This is a genomic window from Rhodopseudomonas sp. (genome assembly GCF_036404135.1).
GTDB lineage: Bacteria > Pseudomonadota > Alphaproteobacteria > Rhizobiales > Xanthobacteraceae > Rhodopseudomonas_A.
Window position 1 is genome coordinate 17171 of record NZ_DASWPE010000009.1, and the last position, 19004, is coordinate 36174.

The window sequence follows — 19004 nt, forward strand, 5'->3', positions numbered from 1 at the left end:
CCGGCATAGACGGCGAGCAGCGGGCTCAGGGTCGTAATCCCTTCAAATCAACGGGCGGCGCCTCGTGCTCGGCTTCACCCTTGTCCTTCCCTGTGATCGCCTTGCCGGCGACCGACCAATAGCGATAGCCGTGCACCTTGCCTTCGCCTGCGATCAGCAGATCTTGCTTGTCATAGACCAAGGCGTCGCGCCGCCACTCGCTCAATTCGAAATCCGGCGTGAGCTGAATCGCGGCGGTCGGACAAGCCTCCTCGCAATAGCCGCAGAAGATGCAGCGCGCAAAATTGATTCGGAAGTGTTCGGGATACCAGCGGCCGTCCTCGGCCACCGCCTTCGACAGATCGATGCAGCCGACCGGACAGGCCACCGCGCAGAGATTGCAGGCGACGCAGCGCTCCTGGCCGTCGGGATCGCGGGTCAAGACGATGCGGCCGCGGCTGCGCGGCGGCAATTGCGGGCGGACTTCCGGATATTGCACCGTCACCGTCTTGGCCGCGAGCTTACGGCCGACGCGCAACAACGCTTCCAGCCAGCCGATCATGGCGCGCTCCTTGCCACCACCACGACGCCGGTGAGCAGCAGATTGCCGAGCGCCAGCGGCAGCGCGATGGTCCAGGCAAACCGCACCAATTGATCGTAACGCGGCCGCGGTAGCGTGGCGCGGATCCAGATGAAGATCAGCGCGATCACCCCGACCTTGAGGCCGAACCAGATCGGCCCCGGCAGAAACGGCCCAAGCCAGACCGGCCCGAGCCAACCGCCGAAGAACAGCGTCACCGCCAAGGAGGCGACCAGCAGCACCGCGAGGTATTCGCCGAGAAAGAACAGCCCGAACGACATCCCGGTGTATTCGGTGAGGAAGCCCGCCACCAGATCGTTCTCGGATTCCGGCAGATCGAACGGCAGCCGGTGCGCCGCGGCAACGCCGGCGATGCAGAACAGCGCCGCGCCGAACGGCTGCAGCACCACGAACCAGACACCGCGCTGCGCATGCACGATCTCGGTCAAGGACAGGCTGCCGGCGATCATCACCACGCCGAGCAGCGATAGCCCGAGAAACGCCTCATAGGCCAGCATCTGCGCCGCGGCGCGCAGGCCGCCCATCAGCGCAAAGCGGCTGTGCGAGGCGAGCGCGCCGAGCACCACGCCGTACACCGTGAGCCCCATCATGCCGAGCAGGAACATCACGCCGACGTCGACATTCGCCAGCGACAATCCTTCGCCGAACGCCACCACGCCGAAGCCGGCCAGCACCGGCGTCGCCGCCACCATCGGCGCCAGGATATAGGCGACGCGATCCGCACCCGGCGGCGGCCGGTCCTCCTTGGTGAGGATCTTCACGGTGTCGGCGACCCATTGCAGGAAGCCGAACGGACCGACCCGATTGGGTCCGAGCCGCTCCTGCACGAAGCCGAGCACGCGGCGCTCCACCCAGGTGAAGGTGCCGGCGACCACCAGCAGCGCCATGATCAGCATGGTGGAGAGGATCGCGGTGAGCGCCATGCCGATCATCGCTGCGCCTCCACGCGAACGCGGCGTAGCGGCCCGCGCGGCGCCAGCGGACCGACGCTGACTGCGACGACGCCGCGCGCCAAGCCGGATTCGAGCGTGAGCGGCACGGCGCAGGCGACGCCGTCGAGCGACACCGCGGCGCCTTCGTTCAATCCAAGCGCAGCCGCGTCGTCCGGGTGCAGCAACAGCCGCGGCGCCGGTGCGCGGGCGGCGAGCAGCGCGCTGGCGCGGCCGGTTTCCGAGCCGGAGAACACGTCATACAGCGGCACCAAGAGGAGGCCGTCGCCGTCGATCGGCGCGAAGGCTGCCGCTGGCGGCAGCGCGCCGTCGCCTTGCTTGAACAACCGCGCGCCGGGATCGCCGCCGCGCAACGGGCCGCCGATCTCCTCCTCGAACCGCGTCACCGCATTGGCGGAATGCAGCCCGTGCGTCTCGTAGCCGGTGAGCAGCGCCGGCGGCACGCTGGCACCGCGGGCGCCCTCCATGCCGAAGCTGAGCGGCGAATCCGGATCGGGCTTCGGCGTCGCCGCAGGATCGCGGCCGGCGCGATCGTCGGCGGTGTGCGCCGACAACGGCCGCGGGGCGCGCGCGATTTTGCCATGGGCGCAGGAGCACGACGCGTCGGGCGCAGCACCCACCACACCGGCCAATTCCGACTGCGCAACGACGAAGTCTCGGATGATCGCATCGAGCGACGCCCAGTCACCGGCACCCAGCGCCGCCAGCCGCCGCCACGATGCGGGGACATGCTCATGCGGCTGCACCGCGGCGAAGAAGCGTTGCGCGCGGGCTTCGTAGTTGATGAAGGTGCCGGCGGATTCGCTGAACGCCGCCACCGGCAACGCCACCTTCGCGCAGGCGGTGGTTTCGGTGCTGAGCGCGTCGAGCGCCACCACAGTCTGCGCGGTGGCGAACACCCGCTCCACCGCGCCGCGCGGCGCGCGTTCGAACAGCTCGTTTTCCAGCACCACGACGTTGCGCGCGACGCCGGCTTCCAGCGCCGCGGCTGCGGCCTCGACGCCGTCGCCGCCAAGCAGCGCCAGGCCGAGACTATTCGCTTCCGGCGCGATCAGCACGATCCGCGCTTTTGCGCCGAGCGCCGAAACGATACTCGCTGCAGCCTCGATGGTCTGCGCCCCGCCAAGACTCGCGCCCGCGATGATCAGCGGGCGCTCAGCCGCCGCCAGCACCGCGGCGGTGTTCTCCGCCTCAACCGGCGCCTCGCCGCCGGAGAGTGCGACGGCGACCGCGTCGCCGAACGCTGCAACGCTCAAGGGATCGAGCCGCAGGCTCAGCGAAGCCACGTCATCGAGCGCGTCGGGCGCCGATGTGGCCAGCACGATCGGGCTGCGGCGGCCTTCGCCGGCGGTGCACACCGCCTGGTCGAGCCAATGCGCCACGCCCTTCTGCGTCGCCAGCGCGCGTTCGGCGCCGCGCGCGGTCTGCCGCAGCGCCAGCGCAATCCGCGGCGCAACGTTGGTCAAGTCCTCGCCGAGCACCAGCACGGCGTCGCAGGCTTCGATCTCCGGCAGTGTCGCGATCTGCTCCGGCGCGGCGCGCAGGATTTCGACCATGCGACGCACCAGCTTGGCTTCGGCGTCGCTCACACCCGCAAAGAACTTCTCCGCGCCGACCAGTTGGCGCAGTGCGTAGTTCGCCTCCAGCGAGGCGCGCGGCGAGCCGATGCCGATCGCGCCCTGCTCGATCGCGACGCGCGCGGCCGCCACCGCGTCGTGCTCGCTCGCCGCCACGCCATCCATCTGCGGCGCAATGAGCCGCATCGGCGAGACCACATGCAGCGGCCCGAACCGGCCGCGGTCGCACAGGAAGTAACCGTTCAGCGCGCCATGATAGCGGTTCTGTACCCGCCGCACCCTTCCGTCGCGCTCGCTGACGAACAGGTTGCAGCCGACCGCGCAATGCGGACAGATCGAGGGTGCTGCGCGCATGTCCCATTTGCGGGCGTAGTCCTGCGACCAGCCCTTGTCGTTGAACACCCCGGTCGGGCAGACCTCGGCGAGATTGCCGGCGAACGGGCTTTCCAGCACGCCGTCCTCGGCGCGGCCGAAATACACGTTGTCATGGGCGCCGAACGCGTCGAGGTCGCGGCCCCCCGCATAGTCGCGATAGAACCGCGTGCAGCGATAGCAGGCGATGCAGCGATTCATCTCGTGGGTCAGAAGCGGCCCGAGATCCTGGTTGCGATGGGTGCGCTTGTCGAAGCGATAGCGCCGCTCATTGTGGCCGGTCGCCACCGTCATATCCTGCAGGTGACAGGAGCCGGCCTCCTCGCACACCGGGCAATCATGCGGATGGTTGACCATCAGCCATTCGATCACCCTCGCGCGAAAATTGCTCGCCTCGGGATCGGCGACAGAAACCCGCAACCCATCGGTGGCCGGCGTCATACACGACATCACGATCTTGCCGGTCGCATCATCAGGCCCGGAATAGACCCGCACCGCGCATTGCCGGCAGGCGCCGAGCGAGCCCAGCGCGCCGTGCCAGCAGAAATACGGCACGTCGATGCCGTGCGAAAGGCACACCGACAGCAGGTCGGAGCCCTCCTTGGCCTCGATGCTGCGGCCGTCGATGTTGACCTTCACGCTCATGATCGGCGCACCGGACAATGGCCGTCGAGGTGTGCGGCGAAGATATCGCCGAACCGCTCCAAGCCGCTCTTCACCGGCGTCATCGCGCCGGCCATCAGGTCGCAGAAGCTGCGCCCGGAAGGACCGGCCAACTCGACATGCATGTGCAGCAAGTCGATGTCCTGCTGCGTGCCGTGGCCGGCTTCCAGCGCGTCGAGCAGCTTCGCCACCCACGGCAGGCCGTCGCGGCACGGCGTGCACAGCCCGCAGCTTTCCCGGGCATAGAATCTCGCATGGCGCCCGATCGCCGCGACCGGGCAGCTCTGATCGTCGAGCACGATCACAGCACCTGTGCCGAGCGAACTGCCGGCCTGTTTGACGTTCGCGAAATCCATCGGCACGTCGAGCTCGGCCTCCTGAAGAAACGCGGTGGCGCCGCCGCCGGGCTGAAACGCCAGCAGCTTGCGGCCGTCACGAATCCCGCCGGCCCTCTCGATCAGTTCGCCGGCCGGTGTGCCCATCGGCGCCTCGATCAGTTGCGGCCGTTTGACCCGCCCGGAGATGCCATACAGCTTGGTGCCGCCTTCGGCGCTGCGCGACAGACCTTGAAACCATTCGGCGCCGTTTTGCACGATGTGCGGCACCGCCGACAGCGTCTCGACGTTGTTGACCGTGGTCGGCCGGCCCCACAGCCCGCTCTGCGCCGGATAAGGCGGCCGATGCCGCGGCACCGGGCGTTCGCCCTCGATCGCGGCGATCAGCGCGGTCTCTTCGCCGACGATATAGCGCCCGGCGCTGGCGTGCAGCCGCATCTTTAAACCAAAGCCCGAGCCGAGAATATTGCGGCCGAGCAGGCCGGCGGATTCCGCCTCGGTGATGGCGCGGTTGAGCGCCACCGCGGCGGCGCGATAGGCGTCGCGCACCAGGATGATCACTTCGGTCGCGCCGATCGCGTAAGCCGCGAGCATCGCGCCTTCGATCAGCTGATGTGGCAGCGCTTCCATCAGCAGCCGATCCTTGAACGAACCGGGCTCCATCTCGTCGCCATTGACGCAGAGATAGCGCGGCCCCTCGCCGGCGGCTTCCGCGGCCTTGCGCATCAGCCGCCACTTGGTGCCGGTGAGGAAGCCGGCGCCGCCACGACCGCGCAGCCCCGATGCCTCGACGATCGCCACCAGCGCCTCGGGCGAATGCCGCTTCAGCGCGCCGCGCAGCGCGTCGTAACCGCCGAGCCGCTGCCAGTCGGCGAAGCGATGCGGTTCGCGCGCCGGCTGGGCGCGGCCGGTCAGCGGGGTTTCGCTCATCGCGCCCCCCCGATCAGTTGGCTAAGATCATCGGCGCTGAGCGGGCCGACCAGTTTACGGTCCGGGCCGACCAGCGCCGCCGGGGCGACATCGCAGCCACCGATGCAGCAGACGTTGATCAGCGTGAATTTGCCGTCCGCGGTGGTCTCGCCGAAGCCGATGCCGAGCTTCTGCATCACCGCGTCGCGCACCGCGTCGCCGCCACATAGATAGCAGCTCAAGCCGTCGCAGAGCAGGATCACGGTCTCGCCGACCGGGGAGCGGAAGATATGGCTGTAGAAGGTGGCGAGGCTGTCGATCTCCGCGGTGCTGACGCCGAGTAGCCGCGCGGCCTCCGCCAGATGCGCGTCGGAGACGTAGCCCTCCGCGGCCTGCACCAGCTTCAGGGCTTCCAGCATCGCGGCCCTGCCGCCGCCGTGGCTGTCGGCGGCTTTGCGGATCGCTTGGGTGATTTGCGGGCTCAGCGTCATCGGTCGACGTCCGACATCACATAGTCGATGCTGCCGAGATAGGCGACGAGATCCGCCACCGTCAGTCCCGGCGCGATCGCGGCGATCGCCTGCAGATGCGCAAACGACGGCGTGCGAATCCGCGTGCGATAGGCGGTGGCCTCGCCGTCGGAGACCACCGCGTATTGCGTCAACCCGCGTACAGATTCGACCTGCCCGGTGGCCTCGCCGGCCGGCACCACCGGCCCCCAGCTGGCGCCGACGAAATGGTGAATCATGGTCTCGATGTCGTGCAGCATGCGCTCGCGCGGCGGCGGCGTGGTCAACGGATGATCGGCCTTGATCGGCCCCGCCGGCATGTGGTCGAGGCATTGCTGGATAATGCGCAGCGATTGCCGGATCTCGTCGACCCGCACCCTTGCGCGGTCGTAGCAGTCGCCGCGATGCCCGGTCGGCACCTCGAACTCGAAATTCTGATAGCCGCCATAGGGCCGCTGCTTGCGCATGTCCCAGCCGCAGCCGGTGGCGCGCAGCCCCGGCCCGGTGATGCCCCAGTCCAAAGCCGTCGCGGTGTCGTAAGCCGCGATGCCGACGGTGCGCGCGCGAAAGATCTCGTTGCGCATCACCATGCCTTCGTAATCATCCAATCGCGACGGCATCCAGTCGAGGAAGTCGCGCACCAGCGCGTCCCAGCCCTGCGGCAAATCGGAGGTCAGCCCGCCGATGCGAAACCAGCCGGGATGCATCCGCGCCCCGGTGATCGCCTCGATCACCCGGTAGCCGCGCTCGCGGTCGGTGAACATGTAGAACACCGGCGACATCGCCCCGGTGTCCTGCGCCAGCGTGCCGTAGAACAACAAATGGTTCATGATGCGGAAGATCTCGCACAGCATGATGCGCACCGTCTGCGCGCGCTCTGGCACGGTGATGCCGCACAACCGTTCCACCGCCTGCAGATACGGCATCTCGCCCATCACCCCGCCGAGATAGTCGATGCGGTCGGTGTAGGGAATATATTGATGCCAGCTCTGCCGCTCGCCCATCTTCTCGGCGCCGCGGTGATGAAAGCCGATGTCCGGCCGCGCCGCGACGATCTCCTCGCCGTCGAGCGCCAGCACGATACGAAACACGCCGTGCGTCGCCATCGAGTGCGGGCCGTAGTTCAAAATCATGAGCTCAACGCCGTCGCGCTGCGTCGGCAAGCCGAGCGCCTCCGGATCGGCGGCCAGCGCCTGCTCCTCGGCGTCGAACAAGGCCGCGGTCATCACGAAGGGCGGCCGCTCGGTGGCGCGCGACGGCTGATCCTTGCGCAGCGGATGGCCCTGCCACAACGGCGGCATCAGAATCCGGCGATGGTCGCGGCGGCCCTCGAAATGCACGCCGAACATGTCGAAGGCTTCGCGCTCGTACCAGTCGGCGTTCGGATAAATATCGGCGATCGACTGCGCCCGCGGGTCGTCGGCTTCGAGCGCGCATTTCAAGCGAATGTCGGCGTTGCGCTCCAGCGACATCAAATGGCTGGCGAGCGTGACGCCCGACGCCGGCTGGCCGTCGCGGTGATGCCGCGCGGTCTCGTCGATCGCCCACAGGTCGACCAAGAGCGGAAACGGCTGCGCGATCTCGTGCTTCAGATAGCGATGCAGCGCCGGCATCGCCTCGGGCTTAATCCACAGCGTCGGGAACGCGTCGTGGGTCGGCTGCGCGCCCTGCACCGCCTCACCGAACCGCGCGCTGAGTTCGTTGACCAGCTCCACCGCGCTCACAACTTCTCCGGGGGATCGAGCAGGGTCTGCGCCATGCGCTCGTCGCGCCGCTGATCGCGCCGCCGCGGCGCGTCGAAGCCGAGGCCGGCGCTGTTGCCGACGGTGACGCCGAGCGGCCGGCGCTCGCTGCCGACCTGCTGCTGCAGCATGATCAGCGCGTCGAGCACGGCTTCCGGGCGCGGCGGACAGCCGGGGATATAGACGTCGACGGGCAGAAAGCTGTCGACGCCCTGCACCACCGAATAGACATCGTACATGCCGCCGGAATTGGCGCAGGCGCCCATCGAGATCACCCAGCGCGGCGCCCGCATCTGCTCGTACAGCCGCAACAGCGGCGCCGCCATCTTGTGAAACACCGTGCCGGACACCACCAGGAGATCCGCCTGGCGCGGCGAGGCGCGGATCACCTCGGCGCCGAACCGCGCCTGATCATACACCGAGGTCAATGCGGTGACCTGCTCGACGTAGCAGCACGAGAGCCCGAAATTGAACGGCCACAGGCTGTGCTTGCGCGACCACGCCACCAGGTCTTCCAGCCGCGCGAACAGACTGGTGCGCGCCATCTGTTCTTCGACCGACATGTCTTCGCCGGGACGCTGCAGCGTGTAGCTCATTTGCGCTCTCCCGGACCCCAGTTGAGCGCGCCGTCGACCCACAGATAGATCAGGGCCAGCAGCAGCACGCCGATGAAGATCGCCGCCTCGATCAGCCCGACCCAACCGGCCTCGCGCGCCGCCACCGCCCAGGCGAACAGGATCGCGGCCTCCATGTCGAAGATCACGAACAGCGCGGCGATCAGGAAATACGGCGCGTTCTGCGGGCCTTGCGGCGGCGCCGCGGGCAGCACGCCGCCTTCATAGGCGGTATCGGGCCGCGCGCCGGCGCGTTTTTCGCGCAATAGCGCCGCAACCGCGATGATCGCCGCGACGATGCCGGCCGACAGCGCGACATGGATCGCCACCGCCGCGCCGGAATTGATCGGAAACAGGACATCACCCAACGGCAAGACTCCAAACGCACAGCCCGCGTGCCGCGGTCGGCCGCACCGTTCTGGCTAGGACGTGTGCGGATGACATGGCATGACGCCGGCCGAAGACCGTTGACGACGATCAACCGACGGAAAGACGGCACGAGGTCATCGTCCAGTTCCCGGCGGTGATGTGGTTCATCAGGTTAGGTGATGGGCCCATGATTCTCAAGCCTGCGCCGACCCGGCCCGAGGCGTTGCGGCGGTCTCCGATCCGAATTCCTTCGCGGTGCAAAATGCTTTAACGATAGCGTTTGTGCTGATCGAGAGCCCGCGCATGTCCATGCTTCGTCTCTACACCCGGGTGCTGCAACTGCTCGGCAAGGAAGCCCGCCTCGGCTGGATCCTGGCGCTCGCCAACCTCATGCTGGCCGCGGCGCAATTCGCCGAGCCTGTGCTGTTTGGCCGCATCATCGACGTGCTGTCCGGCAATCTGTCGACCGGGGCGCTGGCGGCGGAGGCGCAATCGCCCTGGCCGCTGCTCGGCGCCTGGGTGGCGTTCGGGCTGTTCACCATCCTGTGCAGCGCCGCGGTGGCGCTGCATGCCGACCGGCTGGCGCACCGCCAGCGCCAGGCGGTGCTGACCAGCTATTTCGAACACATCATGCAGCTGCCCTTGACCTACCACACCGGCACCCATTCCGGCCGGCTGATGAAGGTGATGCTGCAAGGCACCGACGCGCTGTGGCGGCTGTGGCTCGGCTTCTTCCGCGAGCATTTCGCCGCGATCTTGTCGCTGGTGGTGCTGCTGCCGCTGGCGCTGTACATCAATTGGCGGCTGGCGATCCTGCTGTTCGTGCTGTGCGTGGTATTCACCGTGCTGACCACGCTGGTGGTGCGCAAGACTTACGGCATGCAGGGCGAGGTCGAGGAACAATACAGCGACCTCTCGGCGCGCGCCTCCGACGCTCTCGGCAATGTCGCGCTGGTGCAGAGCTTCGTGCGGATCGATGCCGAGGTGCAGGGGCTGCGCTTCGTTGCCGACCGGCTGCTGGCGCTGCAGATGCCGGTGCTGTCGTGGTGGGCGCTGGTCACGGTGATCACGCGCGCCTCCACCACCATCACCGTGCTGGCGATCTTCACCGTCGGCATCACGCTGCACGAGCAGGGCCTCACCAGCGTCGGCGAGATCGTGATGTTCGTGTCGTTCGCCACCATGCTGATCCAGAAGCTCGAACAGGTGGTGTCCTTCGTCAACAGCGTGTTCATGGAAGCGCCGCGGCTACAGGAATTCTTCAACGTGCTGGACGCGGTGCCGGCGGTGCGCGACCGCCCCGACGCGGTCGATCCCGACCGGCTGCAGGGACTGGTGGAATTCCACGACGTATCGTTCTCCTACGACGGCAAGCGGCCGGCGGTCGCGGATCTGTCGTTCACAGCAAAGCCCGGCGAGACCATCGCGCTGGTCGGCGCCACCGGCGCCGGCAAATCCACCGCGATTGCGCTGTTGCACCGCGCCTTCGATCCGCAATCCGGCGTGATCCGGGTCGACGGCCTCGACGTCCGCGACCTGACGCTGGCCGGGCTGCGCCGCAACATCGGCGTGGTGTTCCAGGAAGCGCTGCTGTTCAATCGCTCGATCGCCGACAATCTGCGGGTCGGCAAGCCGGACGCCAGCGACGAGGAATTGCGCATCGCGGCAAGCCGCGCCCAGGCGCTCGACTTCATCGAACGCAGCGAGCAGAAATTCGCCACCAACGCCGGCGAGCGCGGCCGCATGCTGAGTGGCGGCGAACGGCAGCGGCTGTCGATCGCGCGCGCGCTGTTGAAAGACCCGCCGATCCTGATCCTCGACGAGGCCACTTCGGCGCTCGACGCGGTGACCGAGGCCAAGCTCAATCTGGCGCTCGACGAGGTGATGAAGGGTCGCACCACCTTCGTGATCGCGCATCGGCTCTCCACCATTCGCCACGCCACCCGCATCCTGGTGTTCGAAGCCGGGCGGGTGATCGAAAGCGGAACTTTCGATGAGCTGCTGGCGCGCCAGGGTCATTTCGCAGCGCTGGCGCGCGCGCAATTCATGGTGCAGGAGTCGGCGCGGGCCGGCATGGCCGCTCCGCTCGATCATGCCGCAAGCGCCAAGATCTAGCGGTCACCGCCGCGGCGGCGCGCAATCCGGTGCCGTGGTCCGGTCGAAATACGGCCGCCGCGCGCGAGCGCGGCGCGGCGGCCGAGCGGTCGAATTTTGGCCCCTTTCGTCCCCGAATAAGCTGTCGCGAGCCCTGTTCTGCGAACCCAAGCCGGTATAGGTTTGATCACGCCATGGCGCTTGGCGGCTGGATACGCTTGAAGGCCGAACTCAACCGACAGGATCTGCGCAATGCGCGGGCCCCAAAGGACCGGAATCGGATAGTGCACTCTCCTGCTCTCGCGTTTCGCATGCCGTCATTGACGTCGATCGCCCTGCTCGCCGGGCTCACCGCTTGCGCGCTCGCGCCGCGCGCGGCACAGGCCGAAGCGCTGCTGCTGATCGAAGCCGATACCGGCAAGGTGCTGCAGGCCGAGAACGCCACCTATCCGTGGTATCCGGCCTCGGTCACCAAGCTGATGACCGCCTATGTCACGCTGAAGGCGGTCAAGGAGGGACGCATCTCGCTCGACACGCTGTTGACGGTGTCGCCGATCGCCGCCTCGCAGTCGCCCTCGAAGATGGGTTTCCGCGCCGGCACCCAGCTCACCGTCGACAACGCCTTGAAGATGATGCTGGTGAAGTCCGCCAACGACATGGCGGTGGTGCTCGCCGAAGGCGTCGGCGGATCGATCGACGGCTTCTCCGCGCAAATGAACGAGGCCGCGCAGCGGCTCGGCATGACCCAGACCCAATACGTCAATCCCAACGGGCTGCCGGCCGACGGCCAGATCACCTCGGCGCGCGATCTCGGAATTCTGGCCCGCGCCATCATCCACGACCTGCCGGAATATGAGTATTTCGTGCACATCCCGTCGATCCGCTTCGGCAAGCGGGTGACGCAGAATTTCAACCGGCTGATCGGCCGCTATCCCGGCGCCGACGGGTTCAAGACCGGCTTCATCTGCGCCTCCGGCTTCAACCTGGTGGCGTCCGCCACCCGCGACGGCAAGCGGCTGATCGCGGTGGTGCTCGGCGCGCCGTCGTCGCAGGCCCGCGCGCTGAAGGCCGCGCAAATGCTGGAGCGCGGCTTCTCCGCCAACCAGCTCACCTGGCTGCGTCCGGCGCTCGGCACCGTCGACAACCTCGCCCCGATCGACGCCGCGCCGCCGAACCTGCGCGACGAAATGTGCGGCCCGAAGCGCAAGCGCCCGGCCAGCGACGAGTCCGAAGAGGACAACGTCGCCAGCGCCGGCGGCGAGAGCGGCATCAGCTTCTTCAGCGCCGGGATGCAGCCGCCGACCTTGCGGCCGGTCGACATGCTGGCCGCGGCTCCCGCGCCGTCCGAGCCGATCGTGGTCTATACCGGGCCGAAGAAGACCGGCACCGAACTGATCGCCGCGGTGGCGGTCGAAGCGCAAAAGCAGACCCCGAAGCCGCGCGTCAAGAAGACGCTCGCCGCCAAGAAGCCGGACGCCGCCGCCGACACCAAGGACGCTTCGACGGCCAAATCCGACGGCCGGGTGTCGCTGACGCTGGATCCGAAAGCCGCGCCGAAGTCCGCCCATGCCGGCAAGCCGCTCCACGGCAAGCCCGACGCCGCCGCCAAGCCGGCCACGACGGCGGTGTCGACAACCGCCAAACCGGCCGCCAAGGACAAGCCGAAGGCCGCCGCCAAGCCGGCACCAAAGGCCAACACCACCGACGCCAAGCCGGCCGATCCGAAAACCTGACGCCCACGCATCTGATGCAGCGCAGCGGCGCATTCCGCCGCTCGGAACGCGCCATCTGGTGCCGCGCCGCTTGCGCGGCGTTGCGCTCCCGCAGACCTGCGCCTCGACTAACCGCTGCTTGCGTTCGGCCGCGGCTTTGCCCAATACTTCGCCGCAACAAGGCGCCCCGCGCAACAGTGGGGACCGCGGGTTGATGGCGATCGAACGTCGCCCTGGGACGTCTTCAGGTGAATCGTTTGCATGGACATGAGCCTGGCACTCGGTCGGAGCCGCACGCTCCAAGGAAGGAATTGAGGGGAAACATCATGGAGCGCATCTGGCTCAAGCAATATCCGCCCGGCGTGCCCGCCGACATCGACGTGACCTGTTACCCGTCATTGGTCGACCTGCTGGAAGAGAGCTTCGCCAAATTCCGCGACCGCAAGGCGTTCATCTGCATGGACAAGGCGATCAGCTATGGCGAGCTCGACGAGATGTCGACGGCGCTCGGCGCCTATCTGCAGAGCAAGGGCCTGAAGCCCGGCGCCCGCGTCGCGCTGATGATGCCCAACGTGCTGCAATATCCGATCGCCACCGCCGCGGTGCTGCGCGCCGGCTACGCCGTGGTCAACGTCAATCCGCTCTACACCCCGCGCGAACTCGAGCACCAGCTGAAGGATTCAGGCGCCGAGGCGATCATCGTGCTGGAGAATTTCGCCTCCACCGTCGCGCATGTGATCGCGCGCACCGCGGTCAAGCACATCATCGTCGGCGCGATGGGCGACCTGCTCGGCTTCAAGGGCGTGATCGTCAATCTGGTGGTGCGTCGGGTCAAGAAAATGGTGCCGGCGTTTTCGCTGCCCGGCGCGGTGCCGTTCAACGCCGCGCTGAAAGCCGGCCGCAGCCTCACATTCAGCAAGCCGAAGATCGGCCCGGACGACGTCGCCTTCCTGCAATACACCGGCGGCACCACCGGCGTGTCGAAGGGCGCCACGCTGCTGCATCGTAACGTCGTCGCCAACGTGCTGCAGAACGACGCCTGGCTGCAGCCGGCGCTGGCCAAGCCGCCGAAGATCGACCAATTGTTCATCGTCTGCGCGCTGCCGTTGTATCACATCTTCGCGCTGACCGCCTGCTTCCTGCTCGGCATGCGTGCCGGCGGCGTCAATCTCCTGATTCCCAATCCGCGCGACATGAAGAGCTTCATCAAGGAGCTGATGAAGTACCAGGTCAACAGCTTCCCCGCGGTCAACACGCTGTATAACGGCCTGCTGCACGCCGAGGGCTTCGACAAGGTGGACTTCTCCAAACTGAGAATCTCCAACGGCGGCGGCATGGCGGTGCAACGCCCGGTCGCCGAGCAATGGAGCAAGCTCACCGGCTGCGGCATCGCCGAAGGCTACGGTCTGTCGGAAACCGCGCCGGTTCTGACCTGCAACCCGGCGACGATCGATCACTTCACCGGCTCGATCGGGCTGCCGCTGCCCTCGACCTATCTGTCGATCCGCGACGACGCCGGCAACGAATTGCCGATCGGCCAGACCGGCGAAATCTGCGCCAAGGGCCCGCAAGTGATGGCCGGCTATTGGAACATGCCGCAGGAAACCGCGCTGGTGATGACCGAGGACGGTTATTTCCGCACCGGCGACATCGGCGTGATGAGCGAGGACGGCTCCACCAAGATCGTCGACCGCAAGAAGGACATGATCCTGGTGTCAGGCTTCAACGTCTATCCCAACGAGGTCGAGGAAGTGATCGCCACCCATCCCGGCGTGCTGGAATGCGCCGTGGTCGGCGTCCGCGATTCGCGTGGCAACGAGGCGGTGAAAGCTTTCGTGGTGAAGAAGGATGCCGACGTCACCGCCGAGGACATCATCAAGTTCTGCCACACCCAATTGACCAATTACAAAGTGCCGAAGCAGATCGAGTTCCGCACCGAACTGCCGAAGACCAATGTCGGCAAGATTCTGCGCCGGCAATTGCGCGACGAGAAGAAGCAGGCGGCAGCGTAAGGCGTGATCAACGAAGTCACCGCTAACTTTCATCGTTGCGAGGAGCTCTTGCGACGAAACAATCCAGGGCTGCACACGACGCCTCTGGATTGCTTCGCTGTTCGGCCGGCGCTGCGCGCCGGCCTCGGCTCGCAATGACGGAATAAGCCATCGCGATGACCCAACCGTGATCGTCGCGTCACCGCCGCCGAATATTGTCACGCCGGCATTTGCCGACTACACCATTGATCCATCCCAGGAGAGAACGATATGACCATCAAGGTTGGCGACCATCTGCCCGAGGCCAAGTTTCGCGTGATGACCGAGGAAGGTCCGCAGGTGAAGACCACCGAGGACATCTTCAAGGGCAAGAAAGTCGCGCTGTTCGCGGTGCCCGGCGCTTACACCGGAACCTGCCACAAGATGCATCTGCCGAGCATCTTCCTCAACGCCTATGCGATCAAGGACAAGGGCGTCGACAGCATCGCCATCGTCTCGGTCAACGACGCCTTCGTGATGGGCGCCTGGAAGCGCGACACCGACCTGCGCAATGAGGCGACCTTCCTCGCCGACGGCAATGCCGACTTCACCAAGGCGATCGGCCTCGAGCTCGACGCGTCGGGCAACGGACTCGGCATCCGCTCGCATCGCTACTCGATGCTGGTGGAAGACGGCGTGGTGAAGAAGCTCAACCTCGAGCCGAACCCCGGCAAGGTCGAAGTCTCCGGCGGCGACACCCTGCTCGGGCAATTGTAGTCCGCGGATCTCGCGGAGTCGTCATCCTGAGGTGCGCGCTCTTTCTTGGCGCGCCTCGAAGGATGGCGACATCGCGTCGCCGTCCGTCATCCTTCGAGGCTCGCCGCAAGCGCGGCTTCGCACCTCAGGATGACGGCCTACTACCCAATCCTCGATTTCAGCTTGTTCTCGATCAGGCCGTCGCGCGCCAGTTGATCGGCGCGTTCGTTCTCGTCGTGGCCGGCGTGGCCCTTGACCCAGTGCCAGCGCAACTCGTGCTGCTTCAACGCGGCGTCGAGCCGCTGCCACAGATCGACATTCTTCACCGGCTTCTTGTCGGCGGTCTTCCAGCCGTTGCGCTTCCAATTGTGGATCCAGGCGGTGATGCCTTGCCGGACATATTGGCTGTCGGTGTAAAGATCGACCGTGCAGGGCTTGGTCAGCGCTTCCAAGGCCGAGATCGCCGCCAGCAATTCCATGCGGTTGTTGGTGGTGTGGGTTTCGCCGCCCTTGAGTTGTTTTTCGGTCTCGCCGCATTTCAGGATCGCGCCCCAGCCCCCCGGCCCCGGATTGCCGGAGCAGGCGCCGTCGGTATGCACCCTGACCGCGGGCAGCGCGCTCACGCCACCAGCCCCGAGGCGATGACGCCGTAGTCGCGGATGCTGTCGACGCTCTGGTGGAAGCGCAGCTTGCGGGCGTATTCCAACGGATCCTTCGGCCGCACCAATGCGCCGGCCGGCACGTTGAGCGAATCCACCAGCCGCGTCAGCAGGAAGCGCAAGGCCGCGCCGCGCGCCAACAGCGGCAGCGCGTCTTCTTCCGCGGCGCTCAGCGGGCGTTCGCGGCCGTAGCCGCCGAGGAAGGCGCGCGCCTTGGTGACGTTGAAGGAATGGTCCGGCTCGAAGCACCAGGCGTTCAGGCAGATCGCCACGTCATAGGCCAGGATGTCGTTGCAGGCGAACGGGAAGTCGATGATGCCGGACAGCGTGTCGCCGAGAAAGAACGCGTTGTCGGGAAACAGGTCGCCGTGGATCACGCCGTCGGGCAGCTGCTTCGGCCAGGCGTGTTCGAGATAATCCAGTTCGGCGTGCAGCAGCGCGTGCAGGCCGTGCTGCAGCGGATCGGCGCCGGCCGCCGACTGCGCGAACAGCGCCCGCCAGCCGGCCACCGACAACCGATTGCCGCGCTGCAGCGGAAAATCCTTGCCGGCCAGATGCAGCTTGGCGAGCCCCTCGCCGACCGCGGCGCATTGCGCGACATTGGGCCTGCGCGGCCACACCCCTTCGAGGAAATTGATGACCGCCGCCGGCCGCCCCATCAGGCTGCCGAACACCGCGCCGCTGCGGTTCTTCGCCGGCTGCGGGCAGCGGATGCCGCGCTGCGCCAGATGGCTCATCAGCGACAGGAAATACGGCAGGTCCTCCGTCGCCACGCGCTTTTCATACAGCGTGAGGATGAACGAGCCCTTGGAGGTATGCAGCAGATAGTTGGAGTTCTCGACGCCTTCGGCGATGCCCTTGTAGGACAACAGCTCGCCGATGTCGTAACCGCGCAGAAACTCCGCCAACTCGTCGGCGGCGACATCGGTATAGACCGCCATGCTACTCGGCCGCGTCGGGCCGCAGCGCGCGGGGCAGCGGGAAGAACTCGTTCTCCTCGGCGGCCGACACCGTCTCGACGCGCAGCTCGTAATGCTCGGCGAACGCGCCCATGATCTCCTCGACGATGACCTCCGGCGCGGAGGCCCCGGCGGTCAGCCCGAGGCTCGTGATGCCCTGGAACAGGCTCCAGTCGATATCGCCGGCGCGCTGCGCCAACACCGCGATCTTGCAGCCTTCGCGCTCGGCGACCTCGCGCAGCCGCTGCGAATTCGAGGAGTTCGGCGCGCCGACCACGATCATGGCGTCGACGATCGGCGCCACCTGCTTCACCGCGGCCTGGCGGTTGGTGGTGGCGTAGCAGATGTCTTCCTTGTGCGGCCCGGAGATGTTCGGGAAACGCTGGCGCAGGATCGACACGATGCCCGCGGTGTCGTCGATCGACAGCGTGGTCTGGGTGACGAAGGCGAGGTTGTCGGGGTCCTTCGGCTGATAGGCCGCAGCATCCGCGGCGGTCTCGACCAGCGACACCGCGCCGGGCGGCAACTGGCCGAGCGTGCCGACCACCTCGGGATGGTGCGAATGCCCGATCAACAGGATTTCGCGGCCGCGCTTGAAATGGATCGCCGCCTCGCGGTGCACCTTGGTGACCAAGGGACAGGTGGCGTCCAGCGAGAAGAAATTGCGCTGCATTGATTCGGCGGGAACCGATTTCGGCACGCCATGGGCGGAAAACACCACCGGCGCCTGGGTCTCGGGGATTTCCGCCAGTTCCTCGACGAAGATCGCACCCTTGGCGCGCAGGCTGTCGACCACGTAGCGGTTGTGCACGATTTCGTGGCGGACATAGACCGGGGCGCCATACAGCGCCAGCGCCCGTTCCACCGTGTCGATCGCGCGCACCACGCCGGCGCAGAACCCGCGCGGCGAGCAAAGCAGGATTTTCAGGGGCGGTTTAGACTGCATCTGAGCGATCCGAGGGGCTGATTTTACCGCACCATAGGATCGGCCGCGGTCGCCGCCAATTGGCGTTTCGGGTAAGACATGAACAGACCAGCACTTGGGGCGGCTTTGCGGCGCTGTCAAGGCGGAACAGCAGGCCATTGCGCGAGCCCCCCGCTGAGGCTTATATAGGCAGGAATTCCCGTCATCGCTGATGACCCGACGGCTTCGCCTCCGAAAAGAGGTGGGCGAAGCGCAAAGGAGATGTGCCATGAGCAATGCGCCGTTGATGCCGAAGGCAACCGCCGTCTGGCTGGTCGACAATACCGCGCTGTCGTTCGACCAGGTCGCCGATTTCACCAAGATGCACCCGCTCGAGATCCGCGCCATCGCCGACGGCGACGCCGCGCAGGGCATCAAGGGCATGGACCCGATTTCCACCGGCCAGCTCACCCGCGACGAGATCGAAAAGGGCGAGAAGGACCCGGACTACCGGCTCAAGCTCGGCGAGAGCAAGGTGGCGCTGCCGCCGCAGGCCAAGAAGAAAGGCCCGCGCTACACCCCGGTGTCGCGCCGCCACGAGCGGCCCAGCGCGATCCTGTGGCTGGTGCGCAACCATCCGGAGCTGAAGGACGCGCAGATCATGCGCCTCGTCGGCACCACCAAGACCACCATCGCCTCGATCCGCGACCGCACCCATTGGAACGCCTCGACGCTGACGCCGATGGACCCGGTGACGCTCGGCCTGTGCTCGCAGATCGAGCTCGACTTCGAGGTGCAGCGCGCCGCCAAGGAAAAACCGACCGATCAGGCCTACGGCGGCGCCACGCTGCTGCCGGCCTCGGAAACCACCCGCAAGGAGGCCGAGCTGGAGAGCGCCGAGAAGAGCAGCGACGACCTTGACGTCGACGCGGTGTTCGCCAAGCTGAAGACCATCGGCGGCAAGAAGCCGGAAGACGAGGACGAGGAATAGGCGCCTCGTCACTTCCTCCCCGCTCTTCGCGGGAGAGTTCGGATTGCGAGCGGAGCGAGGCAGTTTGCTGCCACAGCACTAGCGACGCGGGCTTTTGCTGAGCGCTCACGATACGACGCATCCACGGGTCGTCCCTGCGCACGCAGGGACCCATCACCCCTGGCGTCCACGATAAGACGGGCGCTCACGCACAACATCGACTCCGCGCCGTATGGGTCCCTGCGTGCGCACTAAGGCATGCACACATCTTGGGTGCGACGGATTGACTCGGGTGTTGCTGGGGGGATTCCAGAATCGGGAATTCGTGTGATCTGTCTTGCGACACTTCGATTTTGACGG

At 66.7% G+C, this 19004-nt stretch carries 16 protein-coding genes; 5 read left to right on the forward strand and 11 right to left on the reverse strand.

The window, feature by feature from the left end; translation table 11 throughout:
• Positions 1–25: 25 nt before the first annotated feature.
• The 8 genes from nuoI to VGC77_RS01235 are packed head-to-tail and all read right to left on the reverse strand — an operon-like array spanning position 26 to position 8619.
• Positions 26–541, reverse strand: a complete 516-nt coding sequence (nuoI, locus tag VGC77_RS01200) for an NADH-quinone oxidoreductase subunit NuoI (RefSeq protein ID WP_331169749.1) — start codon at positions 539–541, stop codon at positions 26–28.
• The gene (gene nuoH / locus VGC77_RS01205; RefSeq protein WP_331169750.1) at positions 538–1512 is read right to left on the reverse strand and encodes an NADH-quinone oxidoreductase subunit NuoH; all 975 of its coding nucleotides are present in this window, start codon (positions 1510–1512) and stop codon (positions 538–540) included. Before nuoH ends, nuoI begins: the two co-directional genes overlap by 4 nt.
• Positions 1509–4124 (reverse strand): NADH-quinone oxidoreductase subunit NuoG, encoded by a 2616-nt coding sequence (gene nuoG / locus VGC77_RS01210; protein ID WP_331169751.1) that lies wholly within the window; start codon positions 4122–4124, stop codon positions 1509–1511. The genes nuoH and nuoG overlap by 4 nt, the downstream gene beginning before the upstream one ends.
• Positions 4121–5407, reverse strand: coding sequence for a complex I 51 kDa subunit family protein (locus VGC77_RS01215; protein WP_331169752.1), 1287 nt, complete (start codon positions 5405–5407; stop codon positions 4121–4123). Before VGC77_RS01215 ends, nuoG begins: the two co-directional genes overlap by 4 nt.
• Positions 5404–5877, reverse strand: a complete 474-nt coding sequence (nuoE, locus tag VGC77_RS01220) for an NADH-quinone oxidoreductase subunit NuoE (RefSeq protein WP_331169753.1) — start codon at positions 5875–5877, stop codon at positions 5404–5406. Before nuoE ends, VGC77_RS01215 begins: the two co-directional genes overlap by 4 nt.
• Positions 5874–7619: an NADH-quinone oxidoreductase subunit C/D gene (gene nuoC, locus VGC77_RS01225; protein ID WP_331169754.1), complete on the reverse strand. Its 1746-nt coding sequence runs from the start codon at positions 7617–7619 to the stop codon at positions 5874–5876. The genes nuoE and nuoC overlap by 4 nt, the downstream gene beginning before the upstream one ends.
• Positions 7616–8233, reverse strand: coding sequence for an NADH-quinone oxidoreductase subunit B family protein (locus VGC77_RS01230; RefSeq protein WP_331169755.1), 618 nt, complete (start codon positions 8231–8233; stop codon positions 7616–7618). The genes nuoC and VGC77_RS01230 overlap by 4 nt, the downstream gene beginning before the upstream one ends.
• Positions 8230–8619: an NADH-quinone oxidoreductase subunit A gene (locus VGC77_RS01235; protein ID WP_331169756.1), complete on the reverse strand. Its 390-nt coding sequence runs from the start codon at positions 8617–8619 to the stop codon at positions 8230–8232. Before VGC77_RS01235 ends, VGC77_RS01230 begins: the two co-directional genes overlap by 4 nt.
• A 304-nt stretch (positions 8620–8923) precedes the next feature.
• Here VGC77_RS01235 and VGC77_RS01240 point away from each other — a divergent pair, with 304 nt between their 5' ends.
• The 4 genes from VGC77_RS01240 (at position 8924) to VGC77_RS01255 (ending at position 15173) form a co-directional block, all read left to right on the forward strand.
• Positions 8924–10735: a glucan ABC transporter ATP-binding protein/ permease gene (locus VGC77_RS01240; protein ID WP_331169757.1), complete on the forward strand. Its 1812-nt coding sequence runs from the start codon at positions 8924–8926 to the stop codon at positions 10733–10735.
• A 290-nt stretch (positions 10736–11025) separates the two neighbouring features.
• On the forward strand, positions 11026–12447 hold the full coding sequence (locus tag VGC77_RS01245; RefSeq protein WP_331169758.1) for a D-alanyl-D-alanine carboxypeptidase family protein: 1422 nt from the start codon (positions 11026–11028) through the stop codon (positions 12445–12447).
• A gap of 305 nt (positions 12448–12752) precedes the next feature.
• Positions 12753–14438 carry a long-chain fatty acid--CoA ligase gene (locus VGC77_RS01250; RefSeq protein ID WP_331169759.1) on the forward strand — a complete coding sequence of 562 codons (1686 nt, stop codon included), beginning with the start codon at positions 12753–12755 and terminating at the stop codon, positions 14436–14438.
• Between the two features lie 249 nt (positions 14439–14687).
• A complete protein-coding gene (locus VGC77_RS01255; RefSeq protein ID WP_331169760.1) occupies positions 14688–15173 on the forward strand; it encodes a peroxiredoxin in 486 nt (161 codons plus the stop codon).
• Positions 15174–15313: 140 nt separating this feature from the next.
• Here the strand turns inward: VGC77_RS01255 and rnhA are convergent, their stop codons facing one another.
• Genes rnhA through ispH form a run of 3 tightly spaced genes read right to left on the reverse strand, consistent with a single transcriptional unit; the run spans position 15314 to position 17716 of the window.
• Complete coding sequence (gene rnhA / locus VGC77_RS01260) at positions 15314–15775, reverse strand: ribonuclease HI (protein WP_331169761.1); 462 nt, start codon at positions 15773–15775, stop codon at positions 15314–15316.
• Positions 15772–16752 carry a homoserine kinase gene (locus VGC77_RS01265; protein ID WP_331169762.1) on the reverse strand — a complete coding sequence of 327 codons (981 nt, stop codon included), beginning with the start codon at positions 16750–16752 and terminating at the stop codon, positions 15772–15774. Before VGC77_RS01265 ends, rnhA begins: the two co-directional genes overlap by 4 nt.
• Position 16753: 1 nt before the next feature.
• Positions 16754–17716 carry a 4-hydroxy-3-methylbut-2-enyl diphosphate reductase gene (ispH, locus tag VGC77_RS01270; protein WP_331169763.1) on the reverse strand — a complete coding sequence of 321 codons (963 nt, stop codon included), beginning with the start codon at positions 17714–17716 and terminating at the stop codon, positions 16754–16756.
• A 247-nt stretch (positions 17717–17963) separates the two neighbouring features.
• Here ispH and VGC77_RS01275 point away from each other — a divergent pair, with 247 nt between their 5' ends.
• Positions 17964–18665, forward strand: coding sequence for a DUF1013 domain-containing protein (locus VGC77_RS01275; RefSeq protein ID WP_331169764.1), 702 nt, complete (start codon positions 17964–17966; stop codon positions 18663–18665).
• Positions 18666–19004: the final 339 nt, after the last annotated feature.

Coding starts and splice junctions, on each gene's coding strand:
- nuoI (WP_331169749.1), bottom strand. CDS start 541: ATGATCGGCTGGCTGGAAGCGTTGTTGCGCGTCGGCCGTAAGCTCGCG.
- nuoH (WP_331169750.1), bottom strand. CDS start 1,512: ATGATCGGCATGGCGCTCACCGCGATCCTCTCCACCATGCTGATCATG.
- nuoG (WP_331169751.1), bottom strand. CDS start 4,124: ATGAGCGTGAAGGTCAACATCGACGGCCGCAGCATCGAGGCCAAGGAG.
- VGC77_RS01215 (WP_331169752.1), bottom strand. CDS start 5,407: ATGAGCGAAACCCCGCTGACCGGCCGCGCCCAGCCGGCGCGCGAACCG.
- nuoE (WP_331169753.1), bottom strand. CDS start 5,877: ATGACGCTGAGCCCGCAAATCACCCAAGCGATCCGCAAAGCCGCCGAC.
- VGC77_RS01230 (WP_331169755.1), bottom strand. CDS start 8,233: ATGAGCTACACGCTGCAGCGTCCCGGCGAAGACATGTCGGTCGAAGAA.
- VGC77_RS01240 (WP_331169757.1), top strand. CDS start 8,924: ATGTCCATGCTTCGTCTCTACACCCGGGTGCTGCAACTGCTCGGCAAG.
- VGC77_RS01245 (WP_331169758.1), top strand. CDS start 11,026: ATGCCGTCATTGACGTCGATCGCCCTGCTCGCCGGGCTCACCGCTTGC.
- VGC77_RS01250 (WP_331169759.1), top strand. CDS start 12,753: ATGGAGCGCATCTGGCTCAAGCAATATCCGCCCGGCGTGCCCGCCGAC.
- VGC77_RS01255 (WP_331169760.1), top strand. CDS start 14,688: ATGACCATCAAGGTTGGCGACCATCTGCCCGAGGCCAAGTTTCGCGTG.
- VGC77_RS01265 (WP_331169762.1), bottom strand. CDS start 16,752: ATGGCGGTCTATACCGATGTCGCCGCCGACGAGTTGGCGGAGTTTCTG.
- ispH (WP_331169763.1), bottom strand. CDS start 17,716: ATGCAGTCTAAACCGCCCCTGAAAATCCTGCTTTGCTCGCCGCGCGGG.
- VGC77_RS01275 (WP_331169764.1), top strand. CDS start 17,964: ATGAGCAATGCGCCGTTGATGCCGAAGGCAACCGCCGTCTGGCTGGTC.